This is a genomic window from Corynebacterium sphenisci DSM 44792 (assembly GCF_001941505.1).
Taxonomy (GTDB): Bacteria; Actinomycetota; Actinomycetes; order Mycobacteriales; family Mycobacteriaceae; genus Corynebacterium; species Corynebacterium sphenisci.
Window position 1 is genome coordinate 1,210,646 of record NZ_CP009248.1, and the last position, 25,416, is coordinate 1,236,061.

Sequence of the window (25,416 nt, forward strand, 5' to 3'; positions counted from 1 at the left end):
GGGTGGTACGCCTGTGCGTTCGAATACGACAGTACAGGATCCCCCGCCCCAGTGCACGCCTGTTCGATCCTTCGAACGCATGTCTGGACACGGACCGAACAGCCGTGCTATAAATCGAACACAGAGACGGACTCGAACACCTGTCCGCGTGACCGGGCCGCAGCGTCCGGTCGCCGGGCACAGTCGGCGCCATGAAGGAGACCACGATGACCGCCAGCACCATCCACCGCCCCGGAGGGCGCGGCCGGATCCCCGCCGGCCAGTCCATCCCCACCCTGCCCGCCTGGGTGGAGCAGGCCCCCCGCCGGACCGCCGCCCCGCGGCGCGGCGCGGTGCGCCGGCCCCCGCGCGGCGCCGCCGCGCCCCGGCCCGGACTGCCGGCCCCGGCCCCGGTGCGCCGCCGGCGCTCCGCGGGGCTGGGCGCCGCCGGGGTGCGCGCCGAGGCCCCGGGGGCGGTGGCCGGGCCGGTGCGCGAAATCCCGCGCACCCGGGCCACCGTCGCCGCGGTGGTCCTCGCCGGGGCCTTCCTCGGCGGGGCGCTGGGGCTGTCCTGGACCGATCCGGAGCCGGCGCCCGCGGCGCCCCCGGCCCACCCGGTCGCCATCGGCGCGGAGGCGGCCGCCGGTTAAGCTGGGGCAATGCACTGCCCCTTTTGCCACCATGAGCAAACCAAGGTCGTCGACTCCCGCCTGACCGAGGAGGGCTCGACCATGCGCCGCCGCCGGGAGTGCGTCGCCTGCGGCAAACGCTTCACCACCCTGGAGCGCTCCATGCTGATGGTCGTCAAACGCGACGGCCAGCCCGAGGAGTTCAGCCGGGACAAGGTGATCCGGGGCGTGCGCCGGGCCTGCCAGGGCCGGGACGTGCCCGAGGCGAAGCTGAAGAAGCTCGCCCAGCAGGTGGAGGAGACGCTGCGCTCCCAGGGCACCTCCCAGGTCGACTCCAACCAGGTGGGCCTGGCCATCCTGGAGCCGCTGCGCGATCTCGACGAGGTCGGCTACCTGCGCTTCGCCTCGGTCTACAAGTCCTTCTCCTCCGCGGAGGACTTCCTCGAGGAGATCCGGCGGCTGCACGCCGCCGAGGCCCGCGACGCCGCGGGCCGCTGAGGGCGCCCGCCGCTAGCGCAGTTTCGCGATCTCCCGGCCGATCCGCTGCGGGGACACCGATCCGGCGGTGCCCAGCCGCTGGGCGAACAGGCTCACCCGCAGCTCCTGGATCCGCCACCCGATGTCGCGCACCGCCGGCGCCGCCCGCCGGCCCTCCGGCAGCGTCTTCAGCTTCGCCGCCAGCTGCTCGCGCACCCCGCGCACCCGGTCCTCCAGCTCCGCGTCCCGATCCGGGTCCAGGTCCATCTCCTCGATCCGGATCCGCATCGCCTCCAGGTAACGGGGCATATGCCGCAGATGCGCCCAGCCGTGCCGGGCCACCGCCCCGCGGGGCAGCATGAACTCCAGCTGCCCGCGCATGTCGTCGACCGCCTCCCCGGTCCAGCCGTCGAGCTGATCCCGGATCCGCAGGTACTCCGGCATGAACCCGGCGATGCCCACCACCAGCCGGCGCACCCCGCCGGGCACCTCCGGGGCGATCGCCTCGCGCAGCGCCGCATAGGCCGCCGGGTCGCGCACCGGGCCCCCGGCGGCGAGCATCGCGTCGCGCACCACGGTGACCCGGCAGTCCTCCACCAGGCCGGCGGCACCGCCGTGCGGCCAGGCGTCCACGGCCACGCGCTGCTGCAGCGGCAGTCCCTTGACCATCTGCGCCCGGTTGACCGGGATCCCGCGCAGCAGCAGGGTCAGCGTGGAGGTCACCATCGCCGCATCGGCCTGCGCCCGGGTGGGCATCACCTGCACCGCCACCCCCTCGGCGGTGGTGACCAGGGCCGGGTAGGCGGTGACCCGCTGCCCGTCGACCATGGTGGTGACCTCCTCGGGGATTTCGCCGAGGTCCTCCGCGGTCCATTCCGGCACCGGCCCGCGCAGCAGCACCGCGGAACCGGCCCCGCCCGCGGCCGCGGCGGGGGCGCCGCCGGCATTGGCCGCGCCCCGGGCGGCGCGGCCGGCGGCCTTGGACACCGCGGCGGTGACCTGCCCGGCCTGCCGGTGCTGCAGCGCCGCCAGATCCCGGTCCTGGTCGACGACCTTGCCGCGGCGATCCACCGCCGCGAAGTTCATCCGCAGATGCGCCGGCAGCAGGGCGGGGCGGAAATCCCCGGCGGAGATCCCGGTGCCGCCGAGGGCGCGCAGCGCATCGGCCAGCGCCTCGGTCAGCGGCGCCGCATAGGGGGTGAGCCGCTCCAGGGCCTTGGCCGCGAAATCGGGGGCGGGCACCACGGTCTTGCGCAGCGGTTTCGGCAGGGTGCGGATGAGCGCCTCCACCAGCTCCGCGCGCAGCCCCGGCACCAGCCAGTCGAAGCCCTCGGGGCGCACCCCGGCCAGCAGCGGCATCGGGATCCGCAGGCTCACCCCGTCATCGGCCGCGCCCGGTTCGAAGCGGTACTCCAGGGCGAACTCCAGGGAGCCCTGCCGCCAGAGATCCGGGAAGGCGGCGCCGTCGACGGAGCCGGCCTCCGGGTCCAGCAGCTGCTCCGGGTCGAAGTCCAGCAGCCCCGGATCCTCCGCCCGGGCATCGCGCCACCAGCGGTCGAAATGCGCGGCGGTGGTGACCTCCCGGGGCACCCGGGCGTCGTAGAAGGCGTGCAGGGTCTCGTCGTCGACGACCAGGCCCCGGCGGCGCGCCTTGTCCTCCACCGCGGCGGCCTCGGCGAGCAGCTCCCGGTTGCGCTCCTGGAAATCGTGCCGGGAGCCCCATTCGCCGGCGACCAGGCCATGCCGGATGAGCATGTCCCGGGCCGCCTCCGGATCCACCCGGTGGTAGGGCACCTGGCGGCCGGCGACCACCGGCACCCCGTAGAGGGTGGAGCGCTGCGCCACCATCGCCGAGCCCCGCTTGGCCGACCAGTGCGGATCGGAGTACTGGTGCTTGAGCAGGTGCGCGGCCAGCCGCTCCACCCACTCCGGCTCGATCCGGCCGACGTCGCGGGCGAAGAGCCGGGAGGTCTCCACGATCTCGGCGGCCATCACCCACCGCGGCGGCTTCTTCGACACCGGGGAGGAGGGGTGCACCAGGAAGCGGGTGTTGCGGCTGCCGGTGAACTCCCGGCCCTCGCCCTCGCGCACCCCGATCCGGGAGAGCAGCCCGGCCAGCAGTGACCGGTGGATCCGCTCCGGGTCGGCCTTCCCGCCGGAGACCGGGTTCCAGCCCAGCTCCGCGGTGATCCGGGTGAGCTGGCGCACCAGGTCCTGCCATTCCCGCACCCGCATGTAGTGCAGGTACTCGCGCAGGCAGAGCTTGCGGAACTGGTTGCCGGAGAGCTCGCGGCGCCTGTCCCGCAGATGCTCCCACAGCGCCAGGTAGGTGAGGAAGTCCGATTCCCGGTCCTGGAAGCGGGCATGGGCCTGGTCGGCCTGGGCCCGTTTCTCGGCGGGGCGCTCGCGCACGTCCTGCAGGCTCAGCGCGGCGACGATCACGGTCACCGCGGGCAGCACCCCGTTGTCCCGGGCCTCCACCAGCATCCGGGCCAGCCGCGGGTCCACCGGCAGCCGGGCCAGCTCCCGGCCGATCCGGGTCAGGGTCGGCCCCTCGGGGGCGTCGCGGGTGCCGGGTTCGATGGCGCCGAGCTCGTCGAGCAGGTTCACCCCGTCCCGGATGGATTTGCCGTCCGGGGCCTCCACGAAGGGGAACTTCGCGATGTCGCCCAGTCCCAGGGAGGCCATCTGCAGGATCACGCTGGCGAGGTTGGTGCGCAGGATCTCCGGGTCGGTGAACTCGGGCCGGGAGAGGAAGTCCTCCTCCGAGTACAGGCGGATCGCGATGCCCTCGGCGACGCGGCCGCAGCGCCCGGAGCGCTGGTTGGCGCTGGCCCGGCTCACCGGCTCGATGGGCAGCCGCTGCACCTTGGTGCGCGTGGAGTACCGCGAGATCCGGGCGTCGCCGAGGTCCACCACGTAGCGGATCCCGGGCACGGTCAGGGAGGTCTCCGCGATATTGGTGGCCAGCACGATCCGGCGCCCGGCGTGCGGGCGGAACACCCGGTGCTGCTCGGCGTTGGACAGCCGCCCGTAGAGGGGCAGCACCTCCACGCCCCGCCAGCGCCGGCCCTCGATCGCCTCCGCGGCCTCGCGGATGTCGCGCTCCCCGGCGAAGAAGCAGAGGATGTCGCCCTCGCCGGCGGCGAAGAGCTCCTCGCAGGCGGCGATCACCCCGTCGACCGGGTCCAGGTCGCGTACCCGGGTCTCCCCGTTCTTCGCGGTGTACTCCTGCTGCAGCGGCCGGTAGCGGATCTCCACCGGCCAGGTGCGCCCGGAGACCTCGATTACCGGGGCGGGTTCACCGGCGGCGTCGGCGAAATGCCGGGCGAAGCGCTCCGGGTCGATGGTCGCCGAGGTGATCACCAGCTTGAGATCCGGGCGCTTGGGCAGCAGCCGGCGCAGGTAGCCGAGCAGGAAGTCGATGTTCAGGCTGCGCTCGTGGGCCTCGTCGATGATGATCGTGTCGTAATCGAGCAGCATCCGGTCGCGCTGGATCTCGGCGAGCAGGATGCCGTCGGTCATCAGCTTCACCGCGGTGCGCGGGCCCACCCGGTCGTCGAAGCGGATCGCGTAGCCGACGTGCTCGCCGAGGTCCTCGCCGAGCTCCTCGGCGATCCGCTCGGCGACGGTGCGCGCGGCCAGCCGGCGGGGCTGGGTGTGCCCGATCCGGCCGCGCACCCCGCGGCCCAGCTCCAGCAGGATCTTCGGGATCTGGGTGGTCTTGCCGGAGCCGGTCTCCCCGGCGATCACCACCACCTGGTGGTTCTCGATCGCCTCGGCGATGTCGTCGCGGCGGCCGGAGACCGGCAGCTCCGCGGGGTAGCGGATCTCGGGAATCCCGGTGGCCCGTTCGGCGAGCCGCTCCCGGGCCAGCTCGATGTCGGCGCCGATGGCGGAGAGCGCCTGCGGGGTGCCGGCCCGCTTGATCCGGCGGCGGAAGGTGCGCGCCTCGGCGATGGTGACCCCGTCGAGGCGCTCGTGCAGGGCCCGCTTGTCCACGGCCACCGCGCCCCGGTCGCCGTGGCCGGCGCGGCCGCCTCCGCCGCCGCGGCCGGATCGGCCGCGGCGGTGCCGGCCCCGGCGGCGGGGCGCGCCGGGGCGGGCGGATCCGCGGTCCTCGGGGTCGGGGGCGGGGGAGGGGCTCGCGCTGCTGCTCTCGGTCATGATCGCCGCCCACATTATCGGCTCACCGCGAGGGGGCGGGCACCGGCCGCCGCCGCGGTGGCGGCTACGTAGGGTGGGAGGCATCATGGGCATCCTGGAATCCATCAGATCCCCGGCGGATCTGCGCGGGCTCGACCGCGCCGCGCTCACCCGGCTCGCCGCCGAGATCCGGGCCGCGCTGGTGGCGGCCACGGCCCGCTGCGGCGGGCACCTGGGCTCCAACCTGGGGGTGGTGGAGCTGACCATCGCGCTGCACCGGGTCGCCGACTCCCCGGCGGACCCGGTGCTCTTCGACATCGGCCACCAGGCCTATGTGCACAAAATGCTCACCGGCCGGGCCGCCGGGTTCCGGCGGCTGCGCGCCGCGGGCGGGCTCTCCGGCTACCCCGCCCGCGCCGAATCCGCCCACGACTGGCTGGAGTCCTCGCACGCCTCCGCCGCCCCCGCGGTGGCCCTCGGCCTGGCCCGGGCGCTGCGCGGGCGCACCCCCGACGCCACCGTGTACTGCGTGCTCGGCGATGGCGCGCTCACCGGGGGGATGGCCCTGGAGGCGCTCAACGTCGCCGCGGCCGAGGACCCGCCGCCGAATCTGGTGCTGGTGCTCAACGACAACGGCAGATCCTACGCGCCCACCGTCGGCGCGGTGCCCGCCCGGCTCGCCGAGGTCGCCGCGGCCCTGGGCATCGGCTACGCGGGGCCGGTGGACGGGCACGACATCGCCGCGGTGGAGGCGGCGCTCGCCGCCGCCCGGGACGCCGGGGGACTGCGCCTGGTGCACGCCCGCACGGTGAAGGGCCGGGGCCACGCCCCGGCGCTGGCCGACGCCGCCGAGGCGATGCACACCGTCGCCCCCGCCGACCCGGGGGCGCCCGCGGAGCCGGCCGAGACCTGGACCGCGGTCTTCGGCGACTGGGCGGAGGCGGCCGCGGCCAGGGATCCCCGGGTGCACGCGGTCACCGCGGCGATGGCCGGGCCCTGCGGGCTGGCCGGATTCGCCGAGCGGCACCCGGGCCGGCTGCACGACGTCGGCATCGCCGAGCAGGCCGCGCTGGGCCTGGCCGCCGGACTCAGCCTCGGCGGGGCCCGGCCGGTGGTGGCGATGTACTCCACCTTCCTGCAGCGCGGGATGGATCAGCTGCTGATGGATCTGGCGCTCACCGCCCGGCCGGCGCTGCTCGCCGTGGATCGGGCCGGGGTCACCGGGGCGGACGGGCCCAGCCACAACGGGGCCTGGGATCTGGTGCTCGCCGCGGCGACCCCCGGCCTGCGCGCCGCGGCCCCCCGCGATGGCGCGGATCTGCGCCGGGCCCTGGACGAGGCCCTGGCCGCCCCCGGACCCGCCCTGGTGCGCTACCCCAAGGGCCCGGTGCCGGAGCCGATCCCGGCGCGGGCCGCGCTGCCCGGCGCCGGCGGGGTGGAGGTGCTGCTGGGCGATCCAGGCGCCGCCGAGGTGCTGCTGATCGGGATCGGGGCGCTGGCCGGGGAGGCCCTCGCGGCCGGGCGGCGGCTGGCCGCGGAGGGCCGGGCGGTCGCGGTGCTGCATCCGCGGTGGGTGCTGCCCACCCCGCCGGAGCTGGTCGCCGTCTGCGCCGCCGCCCCGGCCACGGTCACCGTGGAGGACGGGCTGGCCCGCGGCGGGGCGGGGGCGGCCCTGGCCGCCGGGATCGCCACCCGGCGCCCGGGTGCGGCGGTGGCCTGCCTGGGCCTGCCCACCGCCTTCCTCGACCAGGGCGGGCGGGGCCCGATCCTGGCCGCCCACGGCCTGGACGCCGCCGGGATCGCCGCCCGGGCGCGCGCCCTGATCGACGCGGCGCGGGCCGGGCGGCGCTGAACGCTCAGCCGGCGCCCGGTCCGGCGGCCCAGGCCAGCGCGCCCCCGGCGAGCACCCGTGGCGCCGCCGCCGCGGGGGTCGCCGGGTCCGCGGCCAGCGCCGCGAGCGCACGGGCCGATCGCGCCCCGGAGCGGCAGGCCAGCACCACCGGGGCCGGCCGGTCCCCGGCGCAGCCGGGCAGGCCCGCCAGCGCCGCCCAGCCCTCGACCAGGATCGTCGCCAGCGGAACCGGGCGCGCCGGGGGAATGGGCAGCTCCGCCCGTTCCCCCGGATCCCGCACATCGACCACGACGGGCGCGGCGGGGCCGGCCAGCTCCGCCGCCAGCGCCGTGGCGCCCACCGCGGCCGGCGCCGGCTCCGGTGCGGGGGCCGCCGTGGCGGGGCAGGCGGCGCCGACCTCCGCGAGCGCGGTCGCCGGCGTCCGGTCCGGGTCCGGGGCGAAGGCCAGTTCCCGGGTGCGCGCGGCGAGGGCGTCGATGAGCAGCAGCCGGCCCACCGCTGGTTCCCCGACTCCGGCGAGCACCTTCAGGGCCTCCACCGCCATGGTGGAGCCGACCAGGCCGACCAGGGCGCCGAGCACCCCGCCGGCGGCGCAGGAGGGCACCGAATCCGGATCCGGCTGCTCCGGGTAGAGATCCCGCAGCAGCGGGCCCTCCCCGGGCCAGAACACCGACACCTGCCCGGCGTAGCGGTCGATGGTGCCCCACACCACCGGGGTGCCGGTGAGCTCGCCGGCGTCGGCGACGAGGTAGCGGGTGGCGAAGTTGTCCGCCCCGTCGAGCACCAGATCATGGTCGGCGAACAGCGCCGCGGCGTTGTCCGCGGTGAGCCGGCCCACCACCGGGGTGACCCGCGCCGCCGGATCCAGCCGGCGCACCGCGTCGGCGGCGGACTCCGCCTTCGGCCGGCCGAGGTCGGCGGCGCGGTGCAGCACCTGGCGCTGCAGGTTCGACTCCTCGACCACGTCATCGTCGATGACGGTGAGCCGGCCGACCCCGGCGGCGCCGAGGTAGGCCAGGATCGGCGAGCCCAGGCCCCCGGCGCCGACCACCAGCACCCGGGCCGCGCGCAGCCGGCGCTGGCCGAGCGGGCCCAGCCCGGGCAGGCTGAGGTGCCGGGCGTAGCGGGCGGCCTCGGCGTCGGTGAGCGGCGGGCCCGGCTCGACCAGGGCCCTCACAGCGACTCGTCCTCCCGGCCCCCGGTGACCAGGCCCTCGAAGGTGGAGGAGGCCCGGGCCAGCCGGCGCCGCGGGATCCGCCCGGACAGCCGGGCCAGCCGGCCGGCGGCGACGGCGTGCCGGAAGGCCTCGGCCATGGTCTCCGGGGCCTGGGCGCGGGTCACCGCGGAGGCCAGCAGCACCGCGTCGCAGCCCAGCTCCATCGCGGTGGCCGCCTCGCTGGCGGTGCCGATCCCGGCGTCCAGGATCACCGGCACCCCGGCGCGGTCGGCGATGAGCTCGATGTTGTGCGGGTTGAGGATGCCCAGCCCGGTGCCGATCGGGGCCCCCGCGGGCATCACCGCGGCGCAGCCGAGCTCCTCCAGGCGCTTCGCCAGCGCGGGGTCGTCGTTGGTGTAGGCCAGCACGGTGAACCCGTCGGCGACCAGCCGGTCGGCGGCGTCGACCAGCTCCACCGGGTCCGGCAGCAGGGTGTCCTCGTCGGCGATCACCTCCAGCTTCACCAGGTCCGTCTCCAGGGCCTCCCGGGCCAGCTGGGCGGTGAGCACCGCGTCCCGGGCGGTGTAGCAGCCGGCGGTGTTCGGCAGCACCGCGATGCCGAGCCCGTGCAGCAGCTCGAAGACGCCGCCGCGCCCGCCGGCGTCGACCCGGCGCATCGCCACGGTGGTCAGCTGAGTGCCGGAGGCGACCAGGGCCCGGCCGAGCACCTCCAGGCTGGTCGCCCCGCCGGTGCCCATGATGAGCCGGGAGCCCAGCTCCAGATCCCCGATCCGCAGGGGTTCGTCGACGTGCGCCATGTCAGCCCCCCTGCACCGCGGTGACGATGTCCACCGCGCCGGCGGCCGGGGTCGCCGCCCAGCGGGCGCGCGGCACCACCGCGCCGTCCACGGCGACGGCGACGCCCAGCGGCCGGCCGTCGGCGGGCGCCCCGTCGGAGCCGAGGTCGCGGCCGGTCCAGCCGGCCACCAGGTCGAGCAGGGTCTCTCCGGGCGCCGCCGGATGCGGCCGCCCGTTGACGGTGAGGGTCATGGGGTCTCGTTCCTCCTTGTCGGGAAGCGGGTGGGGTCGATGGCGGCGGCGAACCGGGGATCCGGCGGGGCGCCGGTCACCGCGTCCGCGCCGAGGGCGGCGCCGAGCGCGGTGAGCAGGATGCCGTGCCGGAAGTAGCCGGCGGAGACGCTCAGCCCCGGGCCGATCCGGCCGATCAGCGGGGCGTCGTCGGGGGAGCCGGGCCGGGCCCGGGCGATCGTCTCCACCAGCTCCAGCTCGGCCACCGCGGGCACCAGCCGGCGGGCGTCGCGGAGCAGCTGCTCCACCCCGCCTGCGAGCACCCCGGGCAGGGCGTCCTCGCGGGAGGTGGCGCCGAGCACCACGGTGCCGTCGGCCCTGGGCACCAGGTACACCGGGCGACCGTGCACCACCCCGCGGATGGTGCGGGTGAGCAGCGGACGCAGCCGCTCCGGGACCTGCAGCCGGAGCACCTCGCCGTGCACCGGGCGCAGCGCGGCGGCCACCTCCGGCGGCGCCCCGGCGATGTCCCCGATGCCCAGGCCCGCGGCGAGCAGCACCTCGGCGCCGCGCAGTTCGGTTCCGTCGGCCAGGCGCACCCCGGTGGCCCGGTCCCCGGCGAAGGTCACCCCGGCCACCCGGGCCCGGCGCACCCGGGGGCCGAGGAGCTCGAGCAGGGCGGCGCAGAAGCGGCGGGGGTCGACCTGGTGGTCGCCGGGCAGGTGCACCGCGCCGACGCAGCCCGGGCCCAGGGCGGGTTCCCGCCGGCGCGCCTCGGCGGCGGGGATCGGCTCCGCCGCCATGCCGAGATCCCGCTGCAGCCCGGCGAGCTCGGTGAGGTGCCGGCGATCCGCGGCGTCCCCGGCGCAGACCAGGGTGGCGTTCGCCAGGTAGCCGACCTCCCGGCCGGATTCGGCGGCCACGGCGGCGGCCAGCCCCGGCCAGCGGCGCCCGGATTCGACCATCAGCGGGTAGAGCGCCGGCTGGTCCCAGACCACCTCGGCGACCGGCGCGAGCATCCCGGCGGCCGCCCGGGACGCCCCGGAGACCGGATCCGGGTCGACGACGGTGACCCCCCGGCCGCGGCGGAGCAGCTCCCGGGCGGTGGCCAGGCCGATGATCCCGGCGCCGACCACGATCACGTCATGGTCGGGCCCGCCGGCTGCGGCGGCGGTGCGGCTGGTTGCGGCATGGTCGACCATGGTCATCCTTCCTCCGGCGGCATGACCCGCGTCAGGTTCTGCGGTCGGCCCCCGGGGCCCTCTCAGCCCGGTACCGGGCTCCCGCGGATATCGGCCCCTACTATAGGCAACATGAGTAGCATCTGGTCCCCGCCCGCCCCGGACCCGGAGCTGCGCGCCCGCCGCGAACGCCTGCTCGCCGGGGCCCGCCTGTACCTGTGCACCGATGCGCGCACCGCCACCGGGGACCTGGAGGATTTCCTGCACGCCGCCTACGCCGGGGGCGTGGACATCATCCAGCTGCGCGACAAGGCCATCGAGGCCCGCGCCGAAATCGAGGCGGTGCGGCTGCTCGGCGCCGTCGCCGCCGAGCACGGCCGGCTCTTCGCGGTCAACGATCGCGCCGACGTCGCCGCGCTCACCGGCGCGGACGTCTTCCACGTGGGCCAGGGCGATCTCACCACCGCCCAGGCCCGGGCGCTGCTCGGCCCGGATGTGCTGCTCGGCCGCTCCAACCGCACCGAGGCGATGTTCGCCGAATCCCTCGCCGACCCGGGGATCGACTACGCGGTGATCGGCCCGGTGTGGGCCACCCCCACCAAACCCGGACGGGCCCCGGTCGGCCCGGCGATGGTAGCCCGGGCCGCGGAGCTGGCCGCGGCCGCCGGCAAACCCTGGTTCGCGATCGGCGGCGTCGACGCCGGGCGGGTGGCCGGGCTGCGCGCCCGGGGCGCGGAGCGGGTGGTGGTGGTGCGCGCCATCACCCAGGCCGCCGACCCGCGGGCGGCGGCCCGGGGGCTGCGCGACGCCCTCGGCGGCTAGCCGGCGGGGGAGCCCCCGAGGTGATCCCGGCCTCATCCGCCCCGCGCGGGCGGGGATTCTCCCCTGGGTCGCGCCGGCGTGTTTTAGGGTTGACGCATGAACGCCGTGCTGGTCGCCGTCCTGGTGATGCTCATCCTCGCCGTCGCCCGCGTGCACGTGGTGCTCGCCCTGTTCACCGGGGCCCTGGTCGGCGGGCTGCTCGGCGGCCTGGGCCTGGACGGCACCATGGTCGCCTTCCAGGAGGGCCTGTCCGGGGGCGCGAAAATCGCGCTCAGCTACGCCCTGCTCGGCGCCTTCGCGATGGCGGTGGCCAGCTCCGGGCTGCCCCGGCTGCTCGCCGAATGGCTGATCGGCCGGCTCGGCGTGGAATCCCCGGGGGCGCGGCGCGCCGCGGTGGCGGCCACGAAATGGGGGATGCTCGCCGGGATCCTGGCCATGTCGGTGATGAGCCAGAACCTGATCCCGGTGCACATCGCCTTCATCCCGCTGATCATCCCGCCGTTGCTGACCGTGTTCAACCGGATGCGCCTGGACCGCCGGCTGGTGGCCTGCATCATGACCTTCGGCCTGACCACCACCTACATGTACATCCCGGTGGGCTTCGGCAACATCTTCCTCAACGACATCCTGCTCGGCAACATCCGCAAGGCGGGGCTGGACACCTCCGGGATCGCGATCATGCACGCCATGGGCATCCCGGCCCTGGGCATGCTCGCCGGCCTGGCGATCGCGGTGCTCGTCTCCTACCGGCGGCCCCGGGACTACGAGGATCGGCCGATCGCGGACACCGGGGACGGGGAGGAGCCGATTTCGCGCTACCGGGTCAGCGTCGCCCTGGTCGCCATCCTGGTCACCTTCCTCATCCAGGTGGTGATGCAGGCCCGCGACGCCGAGGCGGATTCGCTGCTGGTGGGCGCCCTGGCCGGGCTGGCGGTGTTCATGGGCACCGGGGCGGTGAAATGGCGCCAGGCCGATGACGTGTTCACCTCGGGCATGAAGATGATGGCCCTGATCGGCTTCATCATGATCACCGCCCAGGGCTTCGCCGCGGTGATGACCGCCACCGGCGAGGTGGAGTCCCTGGTCACCACCACCGCGGAGATCTTCGCCGGCAACCGCGCGATCGCGGCGCTGGCGATGCTGGTGGTCGGCCTGGTGGTCACCATGGGCATCGGCTCCTCCTTCTCCACGCTGCCCATCATCACCGCCATCTACGTGCCGCTGTGCGCGACCATGGGCTTCTCCCCGGTGGCCACGGTGGCGCTCATCGGCACCGCCGGGGCCCTCGGCGACGCCGGCTCCCCGGCCTCGGACTCCACCCTGGGCCCGACCTCCGGGCTCAACGCCGACGGCCAGCACGACCACATCCGGGACTCGGTGATCCCCACCTTCATCCACTTCAACATCCCGCTGCTGCTCGCCGGCTGGCTGGCCACGATGGTGCTCTGAGGCCGCCCCCGGCCCCGCCACCCCCGCCGGGGGCTCCCGGGCCGGTTCGGCCCCGCCGCCGGGGCGCACCCGGTAGGTTTCCCCTCGTAAACGACAGCACGCCCCGGGGTGGACGCCCCGGGGCCGGAGCATGCGGGAGCGGCGATGCGGCGACACACCACCACGGCGACCCGGTGCGCGGGATCCGGGCCCCGCACCACCCGACGCGGCTTCCTCGGCGGCTCCGCGGCCGCCGCGGGGGCGATCCTGCTGTCCCGGATGACCGCCGGCGCCGCCGACCGCGCCGCCGCGGCCGCCCCGATGACGGTGGGCCGGGGCCTCGCGGACATGACCGGGGAGCCCCTCGGCGCCGGGTTCAACGGCTACGCGGTGCCGGAGCAGACCTCCGCCGGGCTGCACCAGCGCCAGTTCGCCCGGGCCTTCGTCTTCGCCGATGCCGCGGACCGGCGGCTGGTGCACGTCACCGCGGACATGGGGCTGATGTTCCAGTCCATCCAGCAGGAGGTGCTGCGCCGGCTGGCCGCCCGGTACGGCGCGCTCTACCACGAGGGCAATGTGCTGATCGGGGCCTCGCACACCCACGTCGCCCCGGGCGGGACCTCCGGCCACCTGATGGTGGACATCACCACCATGGGCTTCCGGCCGGTGACCTTCGAGGCCACGGTCGCCGGGATCGTCTCCGCGATCGAGCGGGCGCACGCCGATCTCGCCCCCGGCGCCATCGCGCTCACCGTCGGCACCGTCGGCGACGCCGGGGTGAACCGCTCCCGGGCCGCCTTCGAGCGCAACCCCGCCGCGGAACGCGCCCTGTTCCCCGGGGGCGTCAACCCCGACTCCACCACCCTGCACGTGCTGCGCGGGGGCCGGTCCGCGGGCTTCATCAACTGGTTCGGGATCCACCCCACCACCTTCGGACCGGAGCACACGCTCATCTCCGGCGACTCCAAGGGCTACGCCGCCTGGCTCACCGAGCACGCCGCCGGGGTGGATCACCGGGCCCCGGCGGAGGCGCCCTTCGTCGCCGCCTTCGCCATGTCCACCCCCGGCGACGTGTCCCCGAACCAGGGGCTCGTCCCCGGCTCCGGCCCGGGCGTCGACGAGTACGACTCCGCCCGGATCCTCGGCCGCCGGCAGGCCGACGGGGTGCGCGGCCGGGCGATCCCGCTGGCCGGCGGGGGCATCGAGGGCCGGCACCGGTGGGTGGACATGAGCGACGTCGCCGTGGCGCCCCGGTTCACCGACCACGGCCGGCCCGGGCGCACCGGCCCGGCCATCCTCGGCGCCGCCTTCGCCGCCTCCAGCCAGGAGGACGGCGGCGGGGATCCGGCGCTGGGCTTCAACGAGGGCTCCCGCGGCGGCACCCCCTGGGTGCGCCGGGTCAACGCGGTGGCGGTGCCCCCGGCGGCGAAGGAGATCCACGGGGCCAAGGAGCTGCTGCTGCCGGTGGGCTACCTGCCCGGGATGGTGCAGCAGACCCACCTCTTCCACGTGCACCGCCTCGGCGGCGTGACCATCGCCTCCCTGCCCTTCGAGCCGACCACGGTCGCCGGGGCGCGGATCCGCGCCGTCGTCGCCGAGGCCCTCGGCGCGGACCCGGCGACCGTGATCGTGCAGGGCTACGTCTCCGGCTACGGCCACTACATCGCCACCCCGCAGGAGTACGACCAGCAGGACTACGAGGGCGGGGCGACGATCTTCGGCCGGGACACCCTCGGCGCGGCGATGCAGTCCCTGCACGGTCTCGCCGCCGGCCTCGCCGCCGGGGAGGCGGTCGACCCGGGCAGCCCGGCCGGGGACCTCACCGGGATGATCCCGCCCTCGCCGAAGGGCGGGCCCCCGGTGGATCTGCCGCCGGCGGGCGGGGACTTCGGCGACGTGCTCGCCGCCCCGGGCGCCCCGGTGCGCCGCGGGGAGCCGGTGACCGTGGAGTTCGCCGCGGCCAACCCGAACGCGGACCTGCGCCACGAGGCCGGGTACCACGTGGTGGAGGATCCCTCCGGGGCGGTGGTCGCCGACGACTCCCATGAGGACACCCGGCTGCTGTTCCGGAGGGAGGGCGCCCGCACCGTGGCCACGGTGCGCTGGGACACCGCGCACGCCGCCCCCGGGGTGCACCGGATCCGCTACGCCGGCTCCGCCCGCGACGCCGCCGGCCGGCTGCGCCCCTTCACCGGGGTCGCCGAGGTGGAGCTCATCTGATCCCGGGTCCGGCGGGGCCGGGCGCCGGCGCCGGCGGAGGTGGCATGGCCCACCGGCGGCGCCTACGGTGCGGGGGTGAGGCCCCGCCCGGGGCCGTGATCCGGATACATGAAAGGTGACGAGCGCAGATGAGCGACAATCCCGGCCCCGGCGGGTGGGACGCCGACGACCACCGCCCCTACGGCGAGGACCCCTACCTCCGGCCCACCCCGGACGGCGGGGCAGCCGGCCACGGGGCCGATGCGGGGTACTGGGCGGGGAGCCCCGGTGCGGCGGGGGCGTCGATCGGCCGGGGGGTGCGCCAGCCCGGGGGAGAGGAGCCGCCGCAGGCGCCGGTGGCCGTCGCCGCACCGGGGCTGCGGGTCGGCGCCGCGGTGAAGGCCGGGTTCCGCGGGGTCAACGCGAACCTGGGCGTCTGGCTGGGCGGGGCGGCGCTGGCCGGTTTCGCGGTGTTCGCGGTGAACGTCACGGTGTCCCTGCTGGGCCTGCCCGCCCCGGGCCTGGACCCGGACCCGGAGACCCTCCCGGAGGTCATCGACCAGCTGGCGACCCCGGCCGCCTTCGCGGGCCAGGTGATCACCGGCATGGCCGGGCTGCTGCTGCAGGTGCTCGGCCTGCGCGGGGCCTTCGAGTACCTCGACGGCCGCCGGCTGCACTTCGGGGACTTCTTCCGGGTGGACACCTGGGGCGCGGCCATCCTGACCTGGCTGCTGGTCACCGCGCTGGGGGTGGTGGCGACGCTGATCGCCATGCCGCTGGGCGTCAAGGGCGTGGCGGACGGGGATCTGGTGCTCTCCCTCACCGGCCTGGTGCTGCTGCTGGTGCTCAGCGTCGCGGTGGGCCTGTGCACCATGTTCGCCCAGCATTTCGTGCTCGACGATCGCCGCGGCCCGGTGGAGGCGATCCGCGCGAACATCACCGCGATCAAGCCGGTGCTCCTGCCGCTGATCGGCCTGATCATCGTCAACGGCCTGCTGGTGCTGCTCGGCGCGATGCTCTGCCTGGTCGGCATGCTCTACTTCGTCCCGGTGACCGTGGTCGCCTCCGCGCACGCCTACCGGCAGATCGTCGGCGGCCGGCGCCCGGTGGTCGCCTGAGCCGGCCGGCGCCGCGCCCCCGCGCCCGCATACCGCGGGTGGCGGGGGCGCCGCCGTCCGGGGCCGGCCGCCGGGGGAGGGGCATAGCGGACCGCCCCGGAGGGGATCCCTCCGGGGCGGTGCGCGCCGCGACCCGCCGGGCGGGTGCGGTTCGGGCGCCGGTCTAGCGGGCGTCCTCGATCATCACGGCCTGGGCGACGCCGGCGACGGTGCCGGCGACCTTGACGGCCTCCCAGACCTGCTCCTTGGTCAGGCCCTCCTCGCGCACGACCTTGTCGTGGGAGGTGACGCAGGCCTCGCAGCCGTTCATGGAGGACACGGCCAGGGCCCAGAGCTCGAAGTCGGCCTTCTCCACGCCGGGCTTGGCGATGATGTTCATCCGCAGGCCGAACTTGACCTGGGCGTAGTCGTCGCCGAGCATGTGCCGGGTCCGGTAGGCGACGTTGTTCATCGCCATGATGGACGCCGCGCCCAGGGCGGCCTCGACGGCCTCCTCGGACAGGTGCTCCTTCGCCTCGTCGGCGATCTCGGAGAAGACGGTGTCGTTGCGGGTCGCCGCGGCGCAGGCCAGCAGCGCACCCCACAGCTGCTGCTCGTTGAGCTCGGTGGAGCGGGTCAGCGAGCCGAGGTTCAGCTTCAGGTCCTTGGCGTACTCCGGAAGACCGGAGCGCAGGTTGTCGATGCTCATGGTCTTACTTCAGCTCCTGCTTCAGCACGTCCATCTTGTCGATGGTCTTGGTCGGGTCGTTCTTCTGCCAGTTGCAGGCGCAGACCTCCTCGGACTGCAGCGCGTCGAGGACGCGGAGCACCTCGTCGACGTTGCGGCCGACGGCGTCCGGGGTGACGGACACGAACTGGATGACGCCGTCCGGGTCGACGATGAAGGTGGCGCGGTCGGCGACGCCGTCCGCGTTCTCCACGCCGAGGGCGCGCATCAGGTCATGCCGGGTGTCGGCGAACATGGGGTAGGGCACCTCGGTGAGCTCGGGGTGCGTGGCCCGCCAGTTGAAGTGCGAGAACTCGTTGTCGCCGGAGCCGCCGAGCACGACGGTGTCGCGGTCCTCGAACTCCTCGTAGAGCTTGCCGAAGGCGGCGATCTCGGTGGGGCAGACGAAGGTGAAGTCCTTCGGGTAGAAGAAGACCACCTTCCACTTGCCCTCGTAGGAGTCGTTGGAGATCTCCTCGAAGTAGTCGTCCGGAGACTGGGCGTTGGCCTCGCGGAGGTTGCCGCCCTTCAGGGCGGTAACGTTGAACTGCGGGAACTGGTCACCGACGGTGAGCAGAGCCATGGGGTCCTCCTAGGTGTTGCTGAGTGGGTGCGGGTGGGGCTGGCCCCGCCCGGCGCCCGGTGGGCGCCTGTTACGGGGGCGTTTCCGAGTATGCCCGCACCCGCCCGCATCGTCAAGAGGATACGGCGAACAGTGTGGTGTACGGTTATAGGTATGCGTAATCGTGAATACCGGCCGACGCTGCCCCAGCTCCGCGCCTTCGTGGCCATCGCCGACACCGGCCACTTCGGCCAGGCCGCCCGCCGCCTCGGCATCTCCCAGCCCTCCCTCTCGCAGGCGCTGGCGACGCTCGAGCAGGGCCTGGAGGTGCAGCTCGTGGAGCGCTCCACCCGCCGGGTGCTGGTCACCCCGCTGGGCCGCGGCCTGCTGCCGCTGGCCCGGCAGGTCTCCGAGCTCGTCGACGAGGTCGTCGACCGCGCCGCGGGCCGCTCCGAGGGGCTCTCCGGGCCGCTGTCCATCGGGTTCATCCCCACCATCGCGCCCTATGTGCTGCCGAACTTCCTGCGCCTGGTGCGCGAGGAGCTGCCGGATCTGGAGCCGCGGATCCACGAGGAGCCGACCACCTACCTGGTGGAGGCGCTGCGCTCGGGCACCATCGACATCGCGATCATGGCGCTGCCCTCGGGCACGGCGGTGTTCGAGGACCACCGCCTCTACGACGAGGAGTTCCAGCTGGTGCTGCCGGAGGGCCATCCGCTGGCCGGCCGGGAGGATGTGCCGTTGACCGCCCTGGAGGATCTCGACCTGCTGCTGCTCGACGACGGGCACTGCATGCGCGACCAGGTGCTGGATCTCTGCCGCAGCGTGGACGCGCACCGCACCGACGACTCCGGGATGGAGACCCGGGCGGCCTCGCTGTCCACGGTGGTGCAGTGCGTCGCCGGCGGGCTGGGGGAGACCCTCATCCCCGCCTCCGCGATCGACGTGGAGGCCACCCGGCCGGGGCTGACCACCGCCCGCTTCGCCGGGCCGGTGCGGCCCGGGCGCACCGTGGGCATGGTGCACCGCACCAGCTCGGTGCGCGGGCCGGAGTTCGAGCGGATCGGGGAGCTGGTGCTGCGCGCCTACCTGGCCACCGGGGCCGAGGACATCGGCGCCGCCGAGCACGCCGCGGCCGGCGCCGCCGGATAACCGCCGGCCGCCCCCGCGGGCGCCACCCGCCCCACCCGGGGCGGGCGGCGCCCGGCTATCCGGCGCGGATCTCCAGGGCGCGCAGCCGCACCTCCCCGTCCTCGTCGGAGCCGGCCAGGTCCACCTCGGCGAGCAGCCGCCAGCCGTGGTCCCCGGCCGGGTCGTGGATGGTCTGGGTGACCCGCCAGTAGCCCTCGGCGCCGGTGGACTCGTCGACCCGGAAGGCCCCCGGGCCGCGGGCGTCGGCGTCGAGGAGCACCTCGTCGTACTCCGCGAAGTAGTCGTCCATCGCCGCCGGCCAGTCCGGGGGATCGGCGAGCCCGGCGTCCAGGCGGGCCAGCTCCTCCTCCCGCTCCAGGGCGAAGAGGCTGACGTGGCGGAACATCAGGTTGCGGATCATGCGCAGGAAGGCCCGCCGGTTGCCGGTGACCGGATGCGCCTCATCCTGGCCGAAGGCGGTCTCCGCCAGCACCGACTCGTCGATCGGGGCCTCCGGGTCGGCCATCGCCGCCCACTCGTCCACCAGCGAGGAGTCCACCTGCCGGACCAGCTCGCCGAGCCAGGCGATGATGTCCGCGAGCTCCTCGTTGGCCGCCTCCGGGGGCAGGGTGCGCGACAGGGTGCGCCAGGCGTCGGTGAGGTAGCGCAGCAGCACCCCCTCCGCCCGGGCCAGCCCGTATTCGGCGATCACGTCGGAGAAGGTCATCGCCTTCTCCACCATCTCCCGGACCACCGACTTCGGGGAGAGCCGGAACTCGCGCACCCACGGGTGGCCGGCGGCGTAGGTGCGGTAGGCCGCCTCCAGCTCCTCCTCCAGGGGCTTGGGGTGGGTGACGTCCTCGATGAGCGCCATCCGCTCGGTGTAGTCCACCCCCTCCGCCTTCAGCGCCGCGATCTCGGCGCCCCGGGCGGCGCGCTGCTGGGCGGCCAGCAGTGGCCGCGGATCGTCGAGGATCGCCTCGAAGACGCTGAGCACGTCCAGGGTGTAGGACTCCGAGTCCGGGTCCAGCAGCTCCAGGGCGGCCAGGGCGAAGGGGGCCAGCGGCTGGTCGAGGGCGAAATCGCGCTGCAGCTCGATCATCAGCCGCGGCTGCGGGCCGTAGCGGGTGTCCGCCATGCCGACGATCCCGGCGGCGAGCAGGCCCCGGAGGTGCTCGATCGCGGTGAGGATGGACTCGTTCTGCTGATGGCGGGTGTCGTGGTTGTCCCGCAGCAGCTCCCGCATATGCGCGAAGGTGTCCCCGCCGCGGGCGATCACGTTGATGAGCATCGCGTTGGACACCCGGAACCGGCTGGTCAGCTGCTCCGGGGGCTGCTCCACCAGGCGCTCGTAGGTGCTCTGCGACCAGGTCACCTCGCCCTTGGGCGCGGACTTCTTGCGCAGTTTGCGCAGCTTCGCCTCGTCCCCGCCGGCGCGGCGGCGCAGCCGGGCGTTCTCGATCTCGTGCTCCGGGGCCTGCACCACCACGGTGCCCTCGGTGTCGTAGCCGGCCCGGCCCGCCCGGCCCGCGATCTGGTGGAACTCCCGGGATTTCAGGGTGCGGCTGCGCACCCCGTCGTACTTCACCAGCCCGGTCATCAGCACGGTGCGGATCGGCACGTTGATGCCCACCCCCAGGGTGTCGGTGCCGCAGATCACCTTCAGCAGCCCGGTCTGGCTGAGCCGCTCCACCAGGCGCCGGTACTTCGGCAGCATCCCGGCGTGGTGCACCCCGATACCGCGGCGCACCAGCTTGGACAGGTCCCGGCCGAAGGCGGTGCTGAACCGGAAATCGCCGATCTCGGCGCGGATCCGCTCCTTCTCCGTCGCGTCGAGCAGCTTCAGCCCGGTGAGCGCCTGGGCCCGTTCGGCGGCCTCCCGCTGGGAGAAGTGCACCACGTAGATGGGGGCGGCGCCCTCCTCCAGCAGCTCCGCGATGGTCTCGTGCACCGGGGTGTGCACGTAGCGGAACTCCAGCGGCACCGGGCGTTCGGCGCCGGTGACCAGCTCCACGTCCCGGCCGGTGCGCCGGCGCAGATCCTCCCGGAACATGCCGACGTCGCCGAGGGTGGCGGACATGAGCAGGAACTGGGCCCGGTGCAGCAGCAGCAGCGGCACCTGCCAGGCCCAGCCCCGGTCGGGTTCGGCGTAGAAGTGGAACTCGTCCATCACCACCTGGTCGATGTCCGCGTCCACCCCGTCGCGCAGCGCGATGTTGGCCACGATCTCGGCGGTGGCGCAGATGATCGGGGCGGAGCCGTTGACGGTGGCGTCGCCGGTCATCATGCCGACGTTCTCGGCGCCGAAGATCTCGCACAGGGAGAAGAACTTCTCGCTGACCAGGGCCTTGATCGGGGCGGTGTAGAAGGAGCGTTTGCCGCCGGCCAGGGCCGCGAAATGGGCCGCCACCGCGACCAGGGATTTGCCGGATCCGGTGGGTGTGGCCAGGATGACGTGGTCGCCGGCGGCCAGCGCCAGGGCCGCCTCCTCCTGCGCCGGGTAGGGGGTGATCCCCTGCTCGGCGGTCCACCGGCCGAAGGAGTCGAGCACCGCATCGGGCAGCAGCGGCTCCGGCACATCGGCGAGATCGGGCAGCATCTGGGAGAGCTTCACGAGCCCCAGGGTAACGGAGCCGCCGCCGCGCCCCCGGCGGTGCGGCTCAGGGGCGCCCGAACCAGCCGCGCCAGCCGCGCCGGCCCGGGCCGCCGGAACCGTCCCGGCCCCCGCGGTCCCCGTCGCCGTCGCCGTCCCCGGGCCCGGGGGAGCCCTCCGCCGGATCCCCGCCCGCGGCGGGTCCCGGTTCGGCGGGGCGGTCGTCCGGATCCCCGTCCTCCGCCGGCGCCGGATCGGCCCCCTCGTCGCCCCCGCGGCCGTCGCGCTCGGTGACCCGGCGCACCAGGTCGTCGATCACCCCGGCGGCGGGGATGCCCGGCGGCAGCGGATCCTCCCCGGCCCCGGCGGCGTCCTCGTCGAGCCGGTCGGCGAGGAAGCGCTCGAATTCGGCGCCCAGCTCATCGGCGGTGGGCGTGGAGCCGTCCGGGCGGACCAGGGGACTGGACTCCAGCAGCTCCCGGCGGCGCGCCTCCTCGTCGTACTGCTGCTCCAGCAGCTCCACGATCCGGGCGACCTCCGCGGAGTCGCGGACCTGCTCGTCGAGCATCCCGCGCACCCGCCCGGCCTCCCGCTCCAGGGCGGCCAGCGGCAGATCCAGGCCCCCGGTGTCGGCGACCGCGCGCAGCAGCGCCAGGATCGCCTCCGGGTACTCCGACTGGGCGATGTAGTGCGGCACCTGGGCGGTGAATCCGCAGCTGGATCGGCCGCGACGGGACAGCTCCAGCTCCAGGCGCAGGCTGGCCGCCCCGGGCACGGTGACCCGCTGGCCCCAGGTGCGGTTGCGGGCCAGCACCTCCGGGTCATTGCCGTGGCAGATGAGCCCCAGCGGCCGGGTGTGCGGCACCGTCATCGGGGCGGCGTAGAGGCTGACCGTGCGGCCCACGTCGAAGCGCTCCGCCAGATCGGCGACCGCCTCGGAGAACCCGTCCCAGCGGAAATCCGGCTCGGGGCCGGAGAGCAGCAGGAAGGGCTTGCCGGAGTCGTCCCGGAGCACCTGCAGGGTCAGGCTGAGCTCCTTCATCGCCGCGATCTCGTCGCCGGCCATGGTCACCGCCGGCCGCCGCGAGCGGTAGTCGATCAGCTCGTCATTGTGGAAGCTCACCACCGCGCGGTGCTCCAGGGCGCCGACCAGGTGCTCCGCGGAGCCGCCCACGGCCATCCCGGCGTCGGCGTAGCCCTGCAGGGCCACCACCATGGTCAGCCGGCCCTCGGCGGGGCGGACCTCGGGCGCGGGGAACTCCATGTCGTACATGCGGTGCTCGCGTGCCTCCTCGGCCATGCTCGGGGCCCTCCCTTCGGTTCGATTCAGCGTGAGGGGCCAGTCTAGTGCCCCGTCGCGGTGGACCTCGTGTTCCTCACAACGCGGTGATTCGCCGCGCTATTCCCCGGCCGTCCACCATCCGGGGCCGGTCCACAATCGCCGGCCGGGTGCGCCGCCGCCGGGGGCGCACCCCGGCGGGGGCGGGCAGGATGCCGGCCATGGACAACGACCGCACCCCCGCGCCGGGGGAGGGCCCGCCGCCCATCGACCTCACCGACCCGGCGAGCTGCCTGACCAATCTGCCGGGCCTGCTCGGCTTCCACCCCCGGGGGCGGCTCATCGCCGTGGTGCACGGCGGCGGCCGCGACGCCGGGCCGATCCTCACCCGGCCGGCGCCGCCGCCGGGGCGGGTGCCCATGCACCTGGCCGCGGGACTGGCCGAGGTCCGCGGCGGGGAGGGGGCGCGCCCCTGGGTGGACGTGTTCCTGGTGGACCGGTCCTGGCCGGCCGGGGCCGCCCGCCGGGCGGAGGTGGCCGCGGCCGCCCGGCTGGCCGGGCACCGGCTGCGCACCTGGGCGGGCGCGACCCGGGTCGCCGCCGGGGTGCCGCTGCGCGATGACCGGGGCGCGGTGCTCGGCGTGCTGGGCGACCCGGCGGCCAGCGCCGCGGCCCGGCACCTGGCCGCCGCCGGGGAGGCGATCGCCGCGAACCCGGGGGCGCTGGCGGAGCGCTTCGCCCCGGACCCGGCGGCCGCGGCGGCCGGGGCGGCGGCGCTGGCGCAGGTGCGCGCGGAATGGGCGGGGCTGCTCGCCGCGGAGCGCCCGGCGCAGACCCTGCGCCGGCGGCGGGCCTGGTTGGCGGACTGGGAGGGGCTCGTCGCCGAGGTCGCCGCCGGCCGGCTGGGCATCGGCGAGGTGCTCGGCGAGGTCGACCGGCTGCGGGTGCTGGCCCGGGCGCTGGTCGATCTCACGGTGCGCGACACCACCATGTGCGCCATCGGCGATGAGCGGGAGCCGGTGGCCCGGGCGCTGTGGCTGGCCGCCGCCGGGGCCTTCGAGGGGGAGCCGCGGGCCCATGCGCTGGCCATCTACGGGCTGGACCGCTACGCCCGGGGCTGCCCGGCGGTGGCGGACGCGGCCCTGGCCGCCGCGGAGGAGGCGGATCCGGGGCACAGCCTCAGCGGGCTGCTGCGCCGGGCGATCGACGCGGGGCGGGGCTCGATGGCGGTGCGTTCGATGACCGCGACCTCCCGGGAGCTCGCCGAGGCGCTGCGCGGCCCGGGCTAACGGCGCGCCCCGGATCGGCGACGGCGGGCGGCGGGGACCCGGGGGTCCCGCCGCCCGCCGTCGGGGCGTGCGCCGGCCGGCTCAGGCCGGGGCGGAGTGCGCCCGGTCGCCGAGGGCCTCGGTGAACTCCCAGGCGTCGGCGACGATGGTGCGCAGATCGGTGCGCTCCGGGCGCCAGCCCAGCTCCTCGACGGCCTTGGCGGAGGAGGCGATCAGGGTGGCCGGGTCGCCGGCGCGGCGCGGGGCCAGCTGCTCCGGGATCTCCCGGCCGGTGACCTCCCGGCAGGTGTCGATGACCTGGCGCACCGAGTAGCCGTCCCCGGAGCCGAGGTTGTAAATCCGGTGCCGGCCGGCCTCGTTGGACTCCAGGGCCAGCAGATGCGCGTCGGCGAGATCCTTGACGTGGATGTAGTCGCGCACGCAGGTGCCGTCCGCGGTGGGCCAGTCGTCGCCGAAGACCAGGATCTTGTCCCGGTGGCCGAGCGCGACCTGCAGCACCAGGGGGATGAGGTGGGTCTCCACCACCCGGTTCTCCCCGAACCCGCCCCAGGCGCCGGCGACGTTGAAGTAGCGCAGGCTGGTCGCGGCGAGCCCGTAGGCCTCCGCGTAGGAGGTGATCGCGTGGTCGATGGCCAGCTTCGTGGCGCCGTAGGGGTTGGTCGGCGCCTTGGGCATGTCCTCGGTGATCGGCACCCGCTCCGGCTCCCCGTAGGTCGCCGCGGTGGAGGAGAAGACCAGGTTCGTGGTGCCGGTGGCGCGCATCGCGTCGAGCAGCGCCAGGGAGGTGCCCACGTTGCCGTGCCAGTAGGCGGCCGGGTCCTCGCAGGACTCGCCCACCAGGGACCGGGCCGCGAAATGCAGCACCCCGTCGAAGTCGCCCTCGGCGAGCACGTCGCCGGCGACCTCGGCCACGGGGGCCTCGATGAAGCGCGCGGCGGGGTGCACCCCGTCGCGGTTGCCGGTGCTGAGATCGTCGATGACGGTCACCTCGTGACCGCCCTCGGCGAGCACCGCCGCGGTGACCCCGCCGACGTAGCCGGCGCCGCCAGTGACGAGCAGCCTCACTTCTTGATCACCATCACCGCATGCGTCAGCTCATCGGGCAGATCCAGGGAGTGCCCGCCGCGGATCAGGGTGACCCGCCCGGAGTGCACCTCCACCTCGGCGTCCGCGCCGGGGCGGATGCCGGCGGTGTACAGCCGGCGCATGTAGGTGTGCTCCACCTGCAGGATCTCGTTGATCTGCTGGATCTCGACGGGGTAGGGGCCACCCTCGGGAATCTCGGAGAGCCGCACCGCCTCCTCGGGCATGCCCGGCGCCGGCTCGGCGCCGAGGGCCTCCAGGCCCGGGATCGGGTTGCCGAAGGGGGAGTACTCGTGCTCGCCCAGGACCTCCAGCAGGCGCACCTCGACCTCATCGGACATGACGTGCTCCCAGCGGCAGGCCTCGTCGTGCACCTTGTCCCAGTCCAGGCCGATGACGTCGGTGAGCAGCCGCTCGGCGAGCCGGTGCTTGCGCATCACCGCGGTGGCGCGGCGGCGGCCCTCCTCGGAGAGCTTCAGGCTGCGGTCCGCGGACACGGTGAGCAGCCCGTCGCGCTCCATCCGGGCCACGGTCTGGGAGACCGTGGGGCCGGACTGCTCCAGGCGCTCGGCGATGCGGGCCCGGAGGGGGATGATGCCCTCCTCCTCGAGCTCGAAGATGGTGCGCAGGTACATCTCCGTGGTGTCTACCAGGTCTCTCACGTAAGGTCCTCCGGTTTCGTCCTTCGCCGGCGGCCGGGGCCCGGAGCCCGGGTCGGTCGTCGGCTCACCTGCGGGATTGCCCGATAAGCGCATCC

Annotated in this window: 20 protein-coding genes and 1 riboswitch; of the genes, 9 read left to right on the plus strand and 11 right to left on the minus strand. The window is 75.1% G+C overall.

The window, feature by feature from the left end; all coding sequences use genetic code 11:
- Window positions 1-206 precede the first annotated feature (206 nt).
- Both CSPHI_RS05570 and nrdR read left to right on the plus strand, forming a co-directional pair.
- Window positions 207-629: a hypothetical protein gene (locus CSPHI_RS05570; RefSeq protein ID WP_075691866.1), complete on the plus strand. Its 423-nt coding sequence runs from the start codon at window positions 207-209 to the stop codon at window positions 627-629.
- 9 nt (window positions 630-638) lie between these two features.
- Window positions 639-1,106, plus strand: coding sequence for a transcriptional regulator NrdR (gene nrdR, locus CSPHI_RS05575; RefSeq protein ID WP_075691867.1), 468 nt, complete (start codon window positions 639-641; stop codon window positions 1,104-1,106).
- Window positions 1,107-1,118: 12 nt separating this feature from the next.
- Here the strand turns inward: nrdR and hrpA are convergent, their stop codons facing one another.
- Window positions 1,119-5,252, minus strand: coding sequence for an ATP-dependent RNA helicase HrpA (gene hrpA, locus CSPHI_RS05580; RefSeq protein WP_084210274.1), 4,134 nt, complete (start codon window positions 5,250-5,252; stop codon window positions 1,119-1,121).
- An 85-nt stretch (window positions 5,253-5,337) separates the two neighbouring features.
- Here hrpA and CSPHI_RS05585 point away from each other — a divergent pair, with 85 nt between their 5' ends.
- Entirely contained in the window at window positions 5,338-7,083 is a 1,746-nt protein-coding gene (locus tag CSPHI_RS05585; RefSeq protein ID WP_075691868.1) for a 1-deoxy-D-xylulose-5-phosphate synthase, read from the plus strand.
- Window positions 7,084-7,087: 4 nt separating this feature from the next.
- On the opposite strand, the gene CSPHI_RS05590 is transcribed toward CSPHI_RS05585, so the two are convergent.
- The 4 genes from CSPHI_RS05590 to thiO all read right to left on the minus strand — a co-directional run bounded on the left by CSPHI_RS05590 (window position 7,088) and on the right by thiO (window position 10,470).
- The gene (locus CSPHI_RS05590) at window positions 7,088-8,260 is read right to left on the minus strand and encodes a ThiF family adenylyltransferase (RefSeq protein WP_157118492.1); all 1,173 of its coding nucleotides are present in this window, start codon (window positions 8,258-8,260) and stop codon (window positions 7,088-7,090) included.
- Entirely contained in the window at window positions 8,257-9,057 is an 801-nt protein-coding gene (locus CSPHI_RS05595) for a thiazole synthase (protein WP_075691869.1), read from the minus strand. The genes CSPHI_RS05590 and CSPHI_RS05595 overlap by 4 nt, the downstream gene beginning before the upstream one ends.
- Window position 9,058: 1 nt before the next feature.
- Entirely contained in the window at window positions 9,059-9,289 is a 231-nt protein-coding gene (thiS, locus tag CSPHI_RS05600) for a sulfur carrier protein ThiS (RefSeq protein WP_075691870.1), read from the minus strand.
- Window positions 9,286-10,470 carry a glycine oxidase ThiO gene (gene thiO, locus CSPHI_RS05605; protein ID WP_245803357.1) on the minus strand — a complete coding sequence of 395 codons (1,185 nt, stop codon included), beginning with the start codon at window positions 10,468-10,470 and terminating at the stop codon, window positions 9,286-9,288. Before thiO ends, thiS begins: the two co-directional genes overlap by 4 nt.
- Window positions 10,462-10,565: riboswitch (TPP riboswitch) on the minus strand. (Overlaps the previous gene by 9 nt.)
- Before the next feature lie 16 nt (window positions 10,566-10,581).
- Here thiO and thiE point away from each other — a divergent pair.
- From thiE to CSPHI_RS05625, 4 genes are all read left to right on the plus strand, one after another.
- Window positions 10,582-11,271 carry a thiamine phosphate synthase gene (thiE, locus tag CSPHI_RS05610; RefSeq protein WP_075691872.1) on the plus strand — a complete coding sequence of 230 codons (690 nt, stop codon included), beginning with the start codon at window positions 10,582-10,584 and terminating at the stop codon, window positions 11,269-11,271.
- A 96-nt stretch (window positions 11,272-11,367) separates the two neighbouring features.
- A complete protein-coding gene (locus CSPHI_RS05615) occupies window positions 11,368-12,720 on the plus strand; it encodes a Na+/H+ antiporter family protein (RefSeq protein WP_075691873.1) in 1,353 nt (450 codons plus the stop codon).
- A 144-nt stretch (window positions 12,721-12,864) separates the two neighbouring features.
- Entirely contained in the window at window positions 12,865-14,919 is a 2,055-nt protein-coding gene (locus tag CSPHI_RS05620) for a neutral/alkaline non-lysosomal ceramidase N-terminal domain-containing protein (protein ID WP_075691874.1), read from the plus strand.
- Between the two features lie 128 nt (window positions 14,920-15,047).
- A complete protein-coding gene (locus CSPHI_RS05625) occupies window positions 15,048-16,016 on the plus strand; it encodes a hypothetical protein (protein WP_075691875.1) in 969 nt (322 codons plus the stop codon).
- A 163-nt stretch (window positions 16,017-16,179) separates the two neighbouring features.
- On the opposite strand, the gene ahpD is transcribed toward CSPHI_RS05625, so the two are convergent.
- Window positions 16,180-16,704, minus strand: coding sequence for an alkylhydroperoxidase, AhpD family (ahpD, locus tag CSPHI_RS05630; RefSeq protein WP_075691876.1), 525 nt, complete (start codon window positions 16,702-16,704; stop codon window positions 16,180-16,182).
- Between the two features lie 4 nt (window positions 16,705-16,708).
- Window positions 16,709-17,305: a peroxiredoxin gene (locus CSPHI_RS05635; RefSeq protein WP_075691877.1), complete on the minus strand. Its 597-nt coding sequence runs from the start codon at window positions 17,303-17,305 to the stop codon at window positions 16,709-16,711.
- Window positions 17,306-17,458: 153 nt separating this feature from the next.
- Here CSPHI_RS05635 and CSPHI_RS05640 point away from each other — a divergent pair, with 153 nt between their 5' ends.
- Entirely contained in the window at window positions 17,459-18,436 is a 978-nt protein-coding gene (locus tag CSPHI_RS05640; protein WP_075691878.1) for a hydrogen peroxide-inducible genes activator, read from the plus strand.
- A 55-nt stretch (window positions 18,437-18,491) separates the two neighbouring features.
- Here CSPHI_RS05640 and CSPHI_RS05645 read toward each other — a convergent pair whose 3' ends face one another.
- Window positions 18,492-21,014, minus strand: a complete 2,523-nt coding sequence (locus tag CSPHI_RS05645; RefSeq protein WP_084210450.1) for a DEAD/DEAH box helicase — start codon at window positions 21,012-21,014, stop codon at window positions 18,492-18,494.
- A 61-nt stretch (window positions 21,015-21,075) separates the two neighbouring features.
- Window positions 21,076-22,308 carry a PAC2 family protein gene (locus CSPHI_RS05650; protein WP_075691880.1) on the minus strand — a complete coding sequence of 411 codons (1,233 nt, stop codon included), beginning with the start codon at window positions 22,306-22,308 and terminating at the stop codon, window positions 21,076-21,078.
- 200 nt (window positions 22,309-22,508) lie between these two features.
- Here CSPHI_RS05650 and CSPHI_RS05655 point away from each other — a divergent pair, with 200 nt between their 5' ends.
- Window positions 22,509-23,576: a DUF4192 family protein gene (locus CSPHI_RS05655; protein WP_075691881.1), complete on the plus strand. Its 1,068-nt coding sequence runs from the start codon at window positions 22,509-22,511 to the stop codon at window positions 23,574-23,576.
- An 81-nt stretch (window positions 23,577-23,657) separates the two neighbouring features.
- Here CSPHI_RS05655 and galE read toward each other — a convergent pair whose 3' ends face one another.
- Complete coding sequence (gene galE, locus CSPHI_RS05660; protein WP_075691882.1) at window positions 23,658-24,641, minus strand: UDP-glucose 4-epimerase GalE; 984 nt, start codon at window positions 24,639-24,641, stop codon at window positions 23,658-23,660.
- The gene (locus CSPHI_RS05665) at window positions 24,638-25,321 is read right to left on the minus strand and encodes an iron-dependent transcriptional repressor DtxR (protein WP_075691883.1); all 684 of its coding nucleotides are present in this window, start codon (window positions 25,319-25,321) and stop codon (window positions 24,638-24,640) included. Before CSPHI_RS05665 ends, galE begins: the two co-directional genes overlap by 4 nt.
- Window positions 25,322-25,416: the final 95 nt, after the last annotated feature.

Excerpts from the sequence above, each read along its gene's own strand:
- CSPHI_RS05570 (WP_075691866.1), top strand. The coding sequence starts at position 207 with ATGACCGCCAGCACCATCCACCGCCCCGGAGGGCGCGGCCGGATCCCC.
- nrdR (WP_075691867.1), top strand. The coding sequence starts at position 639 with ATGCACTGCCCCTTTTGCCACCATGAGCAAACCAAGGTCGTCGACTCC.
- hrpA (WP_084210274.1), bottom strand. The coding sequence starts at position 5,252 with ATGACCGAGAGCAGCAGCGCGAGCCCCTCCCCCGCCCCCGACCCCGAG.
- CSPHI_RS05585 (WP_075691868.1), top strand. The coding sequence starts at position 5,338 with ATGGGCATCCTGGAATCCATCAGATCCCCGGCGGATCTGCGCGGGCTC.
- CSPHI_RS05595 (WP_075691869.1), bottom strand. The coding sequence starts at position 9,057 with ATGGCGCACGTCGACGAACCCCTGCGGATCGGGGATCTGGAGCTGGGC.
- thiS (WP_075691870.1), bottom strand. The coding sequence starts at position 9,289 with ATGACCCTCACCGTCAACGGGCGGCCGCATCCGGCGGCGCCCGGAGAG.
- thiO (WP_245803357.1), bottom strand. The coding sequence starts at position 10,470 with ATGGTCGACCATGCCGCAACCAGCCGCACCGCCGCCGCAGCCGGCGGG.
- thiE (WP_075691872.1), top strand. The coding sequence starts at position 10,582 with ATGAGTAGCATCTGGTCCCCGCCCGCCCCGGACCCGGAGCTGCGCGCC.
- CSPHI_RS05615 (WP_075691873.1), top strand. The coding sequence starts at position 11,368 with ATGAACGCCGTGCTGGTCGCCGTCCTGGTGATGCTCATCCTCGCCGTC.
- CSPHI_RS05620 (WP_075691874.1), top strand. The coding sequence starts at position 12,865 with ATGCGGCGACACACCACCACGGCGACCCGGTGCGCGGGATCCGGGCCC.
- CSPHI_RS05625 (WP_075691875.1), top strand. The coding sequence starts at position 15,048 with ATGAGCGACAATCCCGGCCCCGGCGGGTGGGACGCCGACGACCACCGC.
- ahpD (WP_075691876.1), bottom strand. The coding sequence starts at position 16,704 with ATGAGCATCGACAACCTGCGCTCCGGTCTTCCGGAGTACGCCAAGGAC.
- CSPHI_RS05635 (WP_075691877.1), bottom strand. The coding sequence starts at position 17,305 with ATGGCTCTGCTCACCGTCGGTGACCAGTTCCCGCAGTTCAACGTTACC.
- CSPHI_RS05640 (WP_075691878.1), top strand. The coding sequence starts at position 17,459 with ATGCGTAATCGTGAATACCGGCCGACGCTGCCCCAGCTCCGCGCCTTC.
- CSPHI_RS05645 (WP_084210450.1), bottom strand. The coding sequence starts at position 21,014 with ATGCTGCCCGATCTCGCCGATGTGCCGGAGCCGCTGCTGCCCGATGCG.
- CSPHI_RS05650 (WP_075691880.1), bottom strand. The coding sequence starts at position 22,308 with ATGGCCGAGGAGGCACGCGAGCACCGCATGTACGACATGGAGTTCCCC.
- CSPHI_RS05655 (WP_075691881.1), top strand. The coding sequence starts at position 22,509 with ATGGACAACGACCGCACCCCCGCGCCGGGGGAGGGCCCGCCGCCCATC.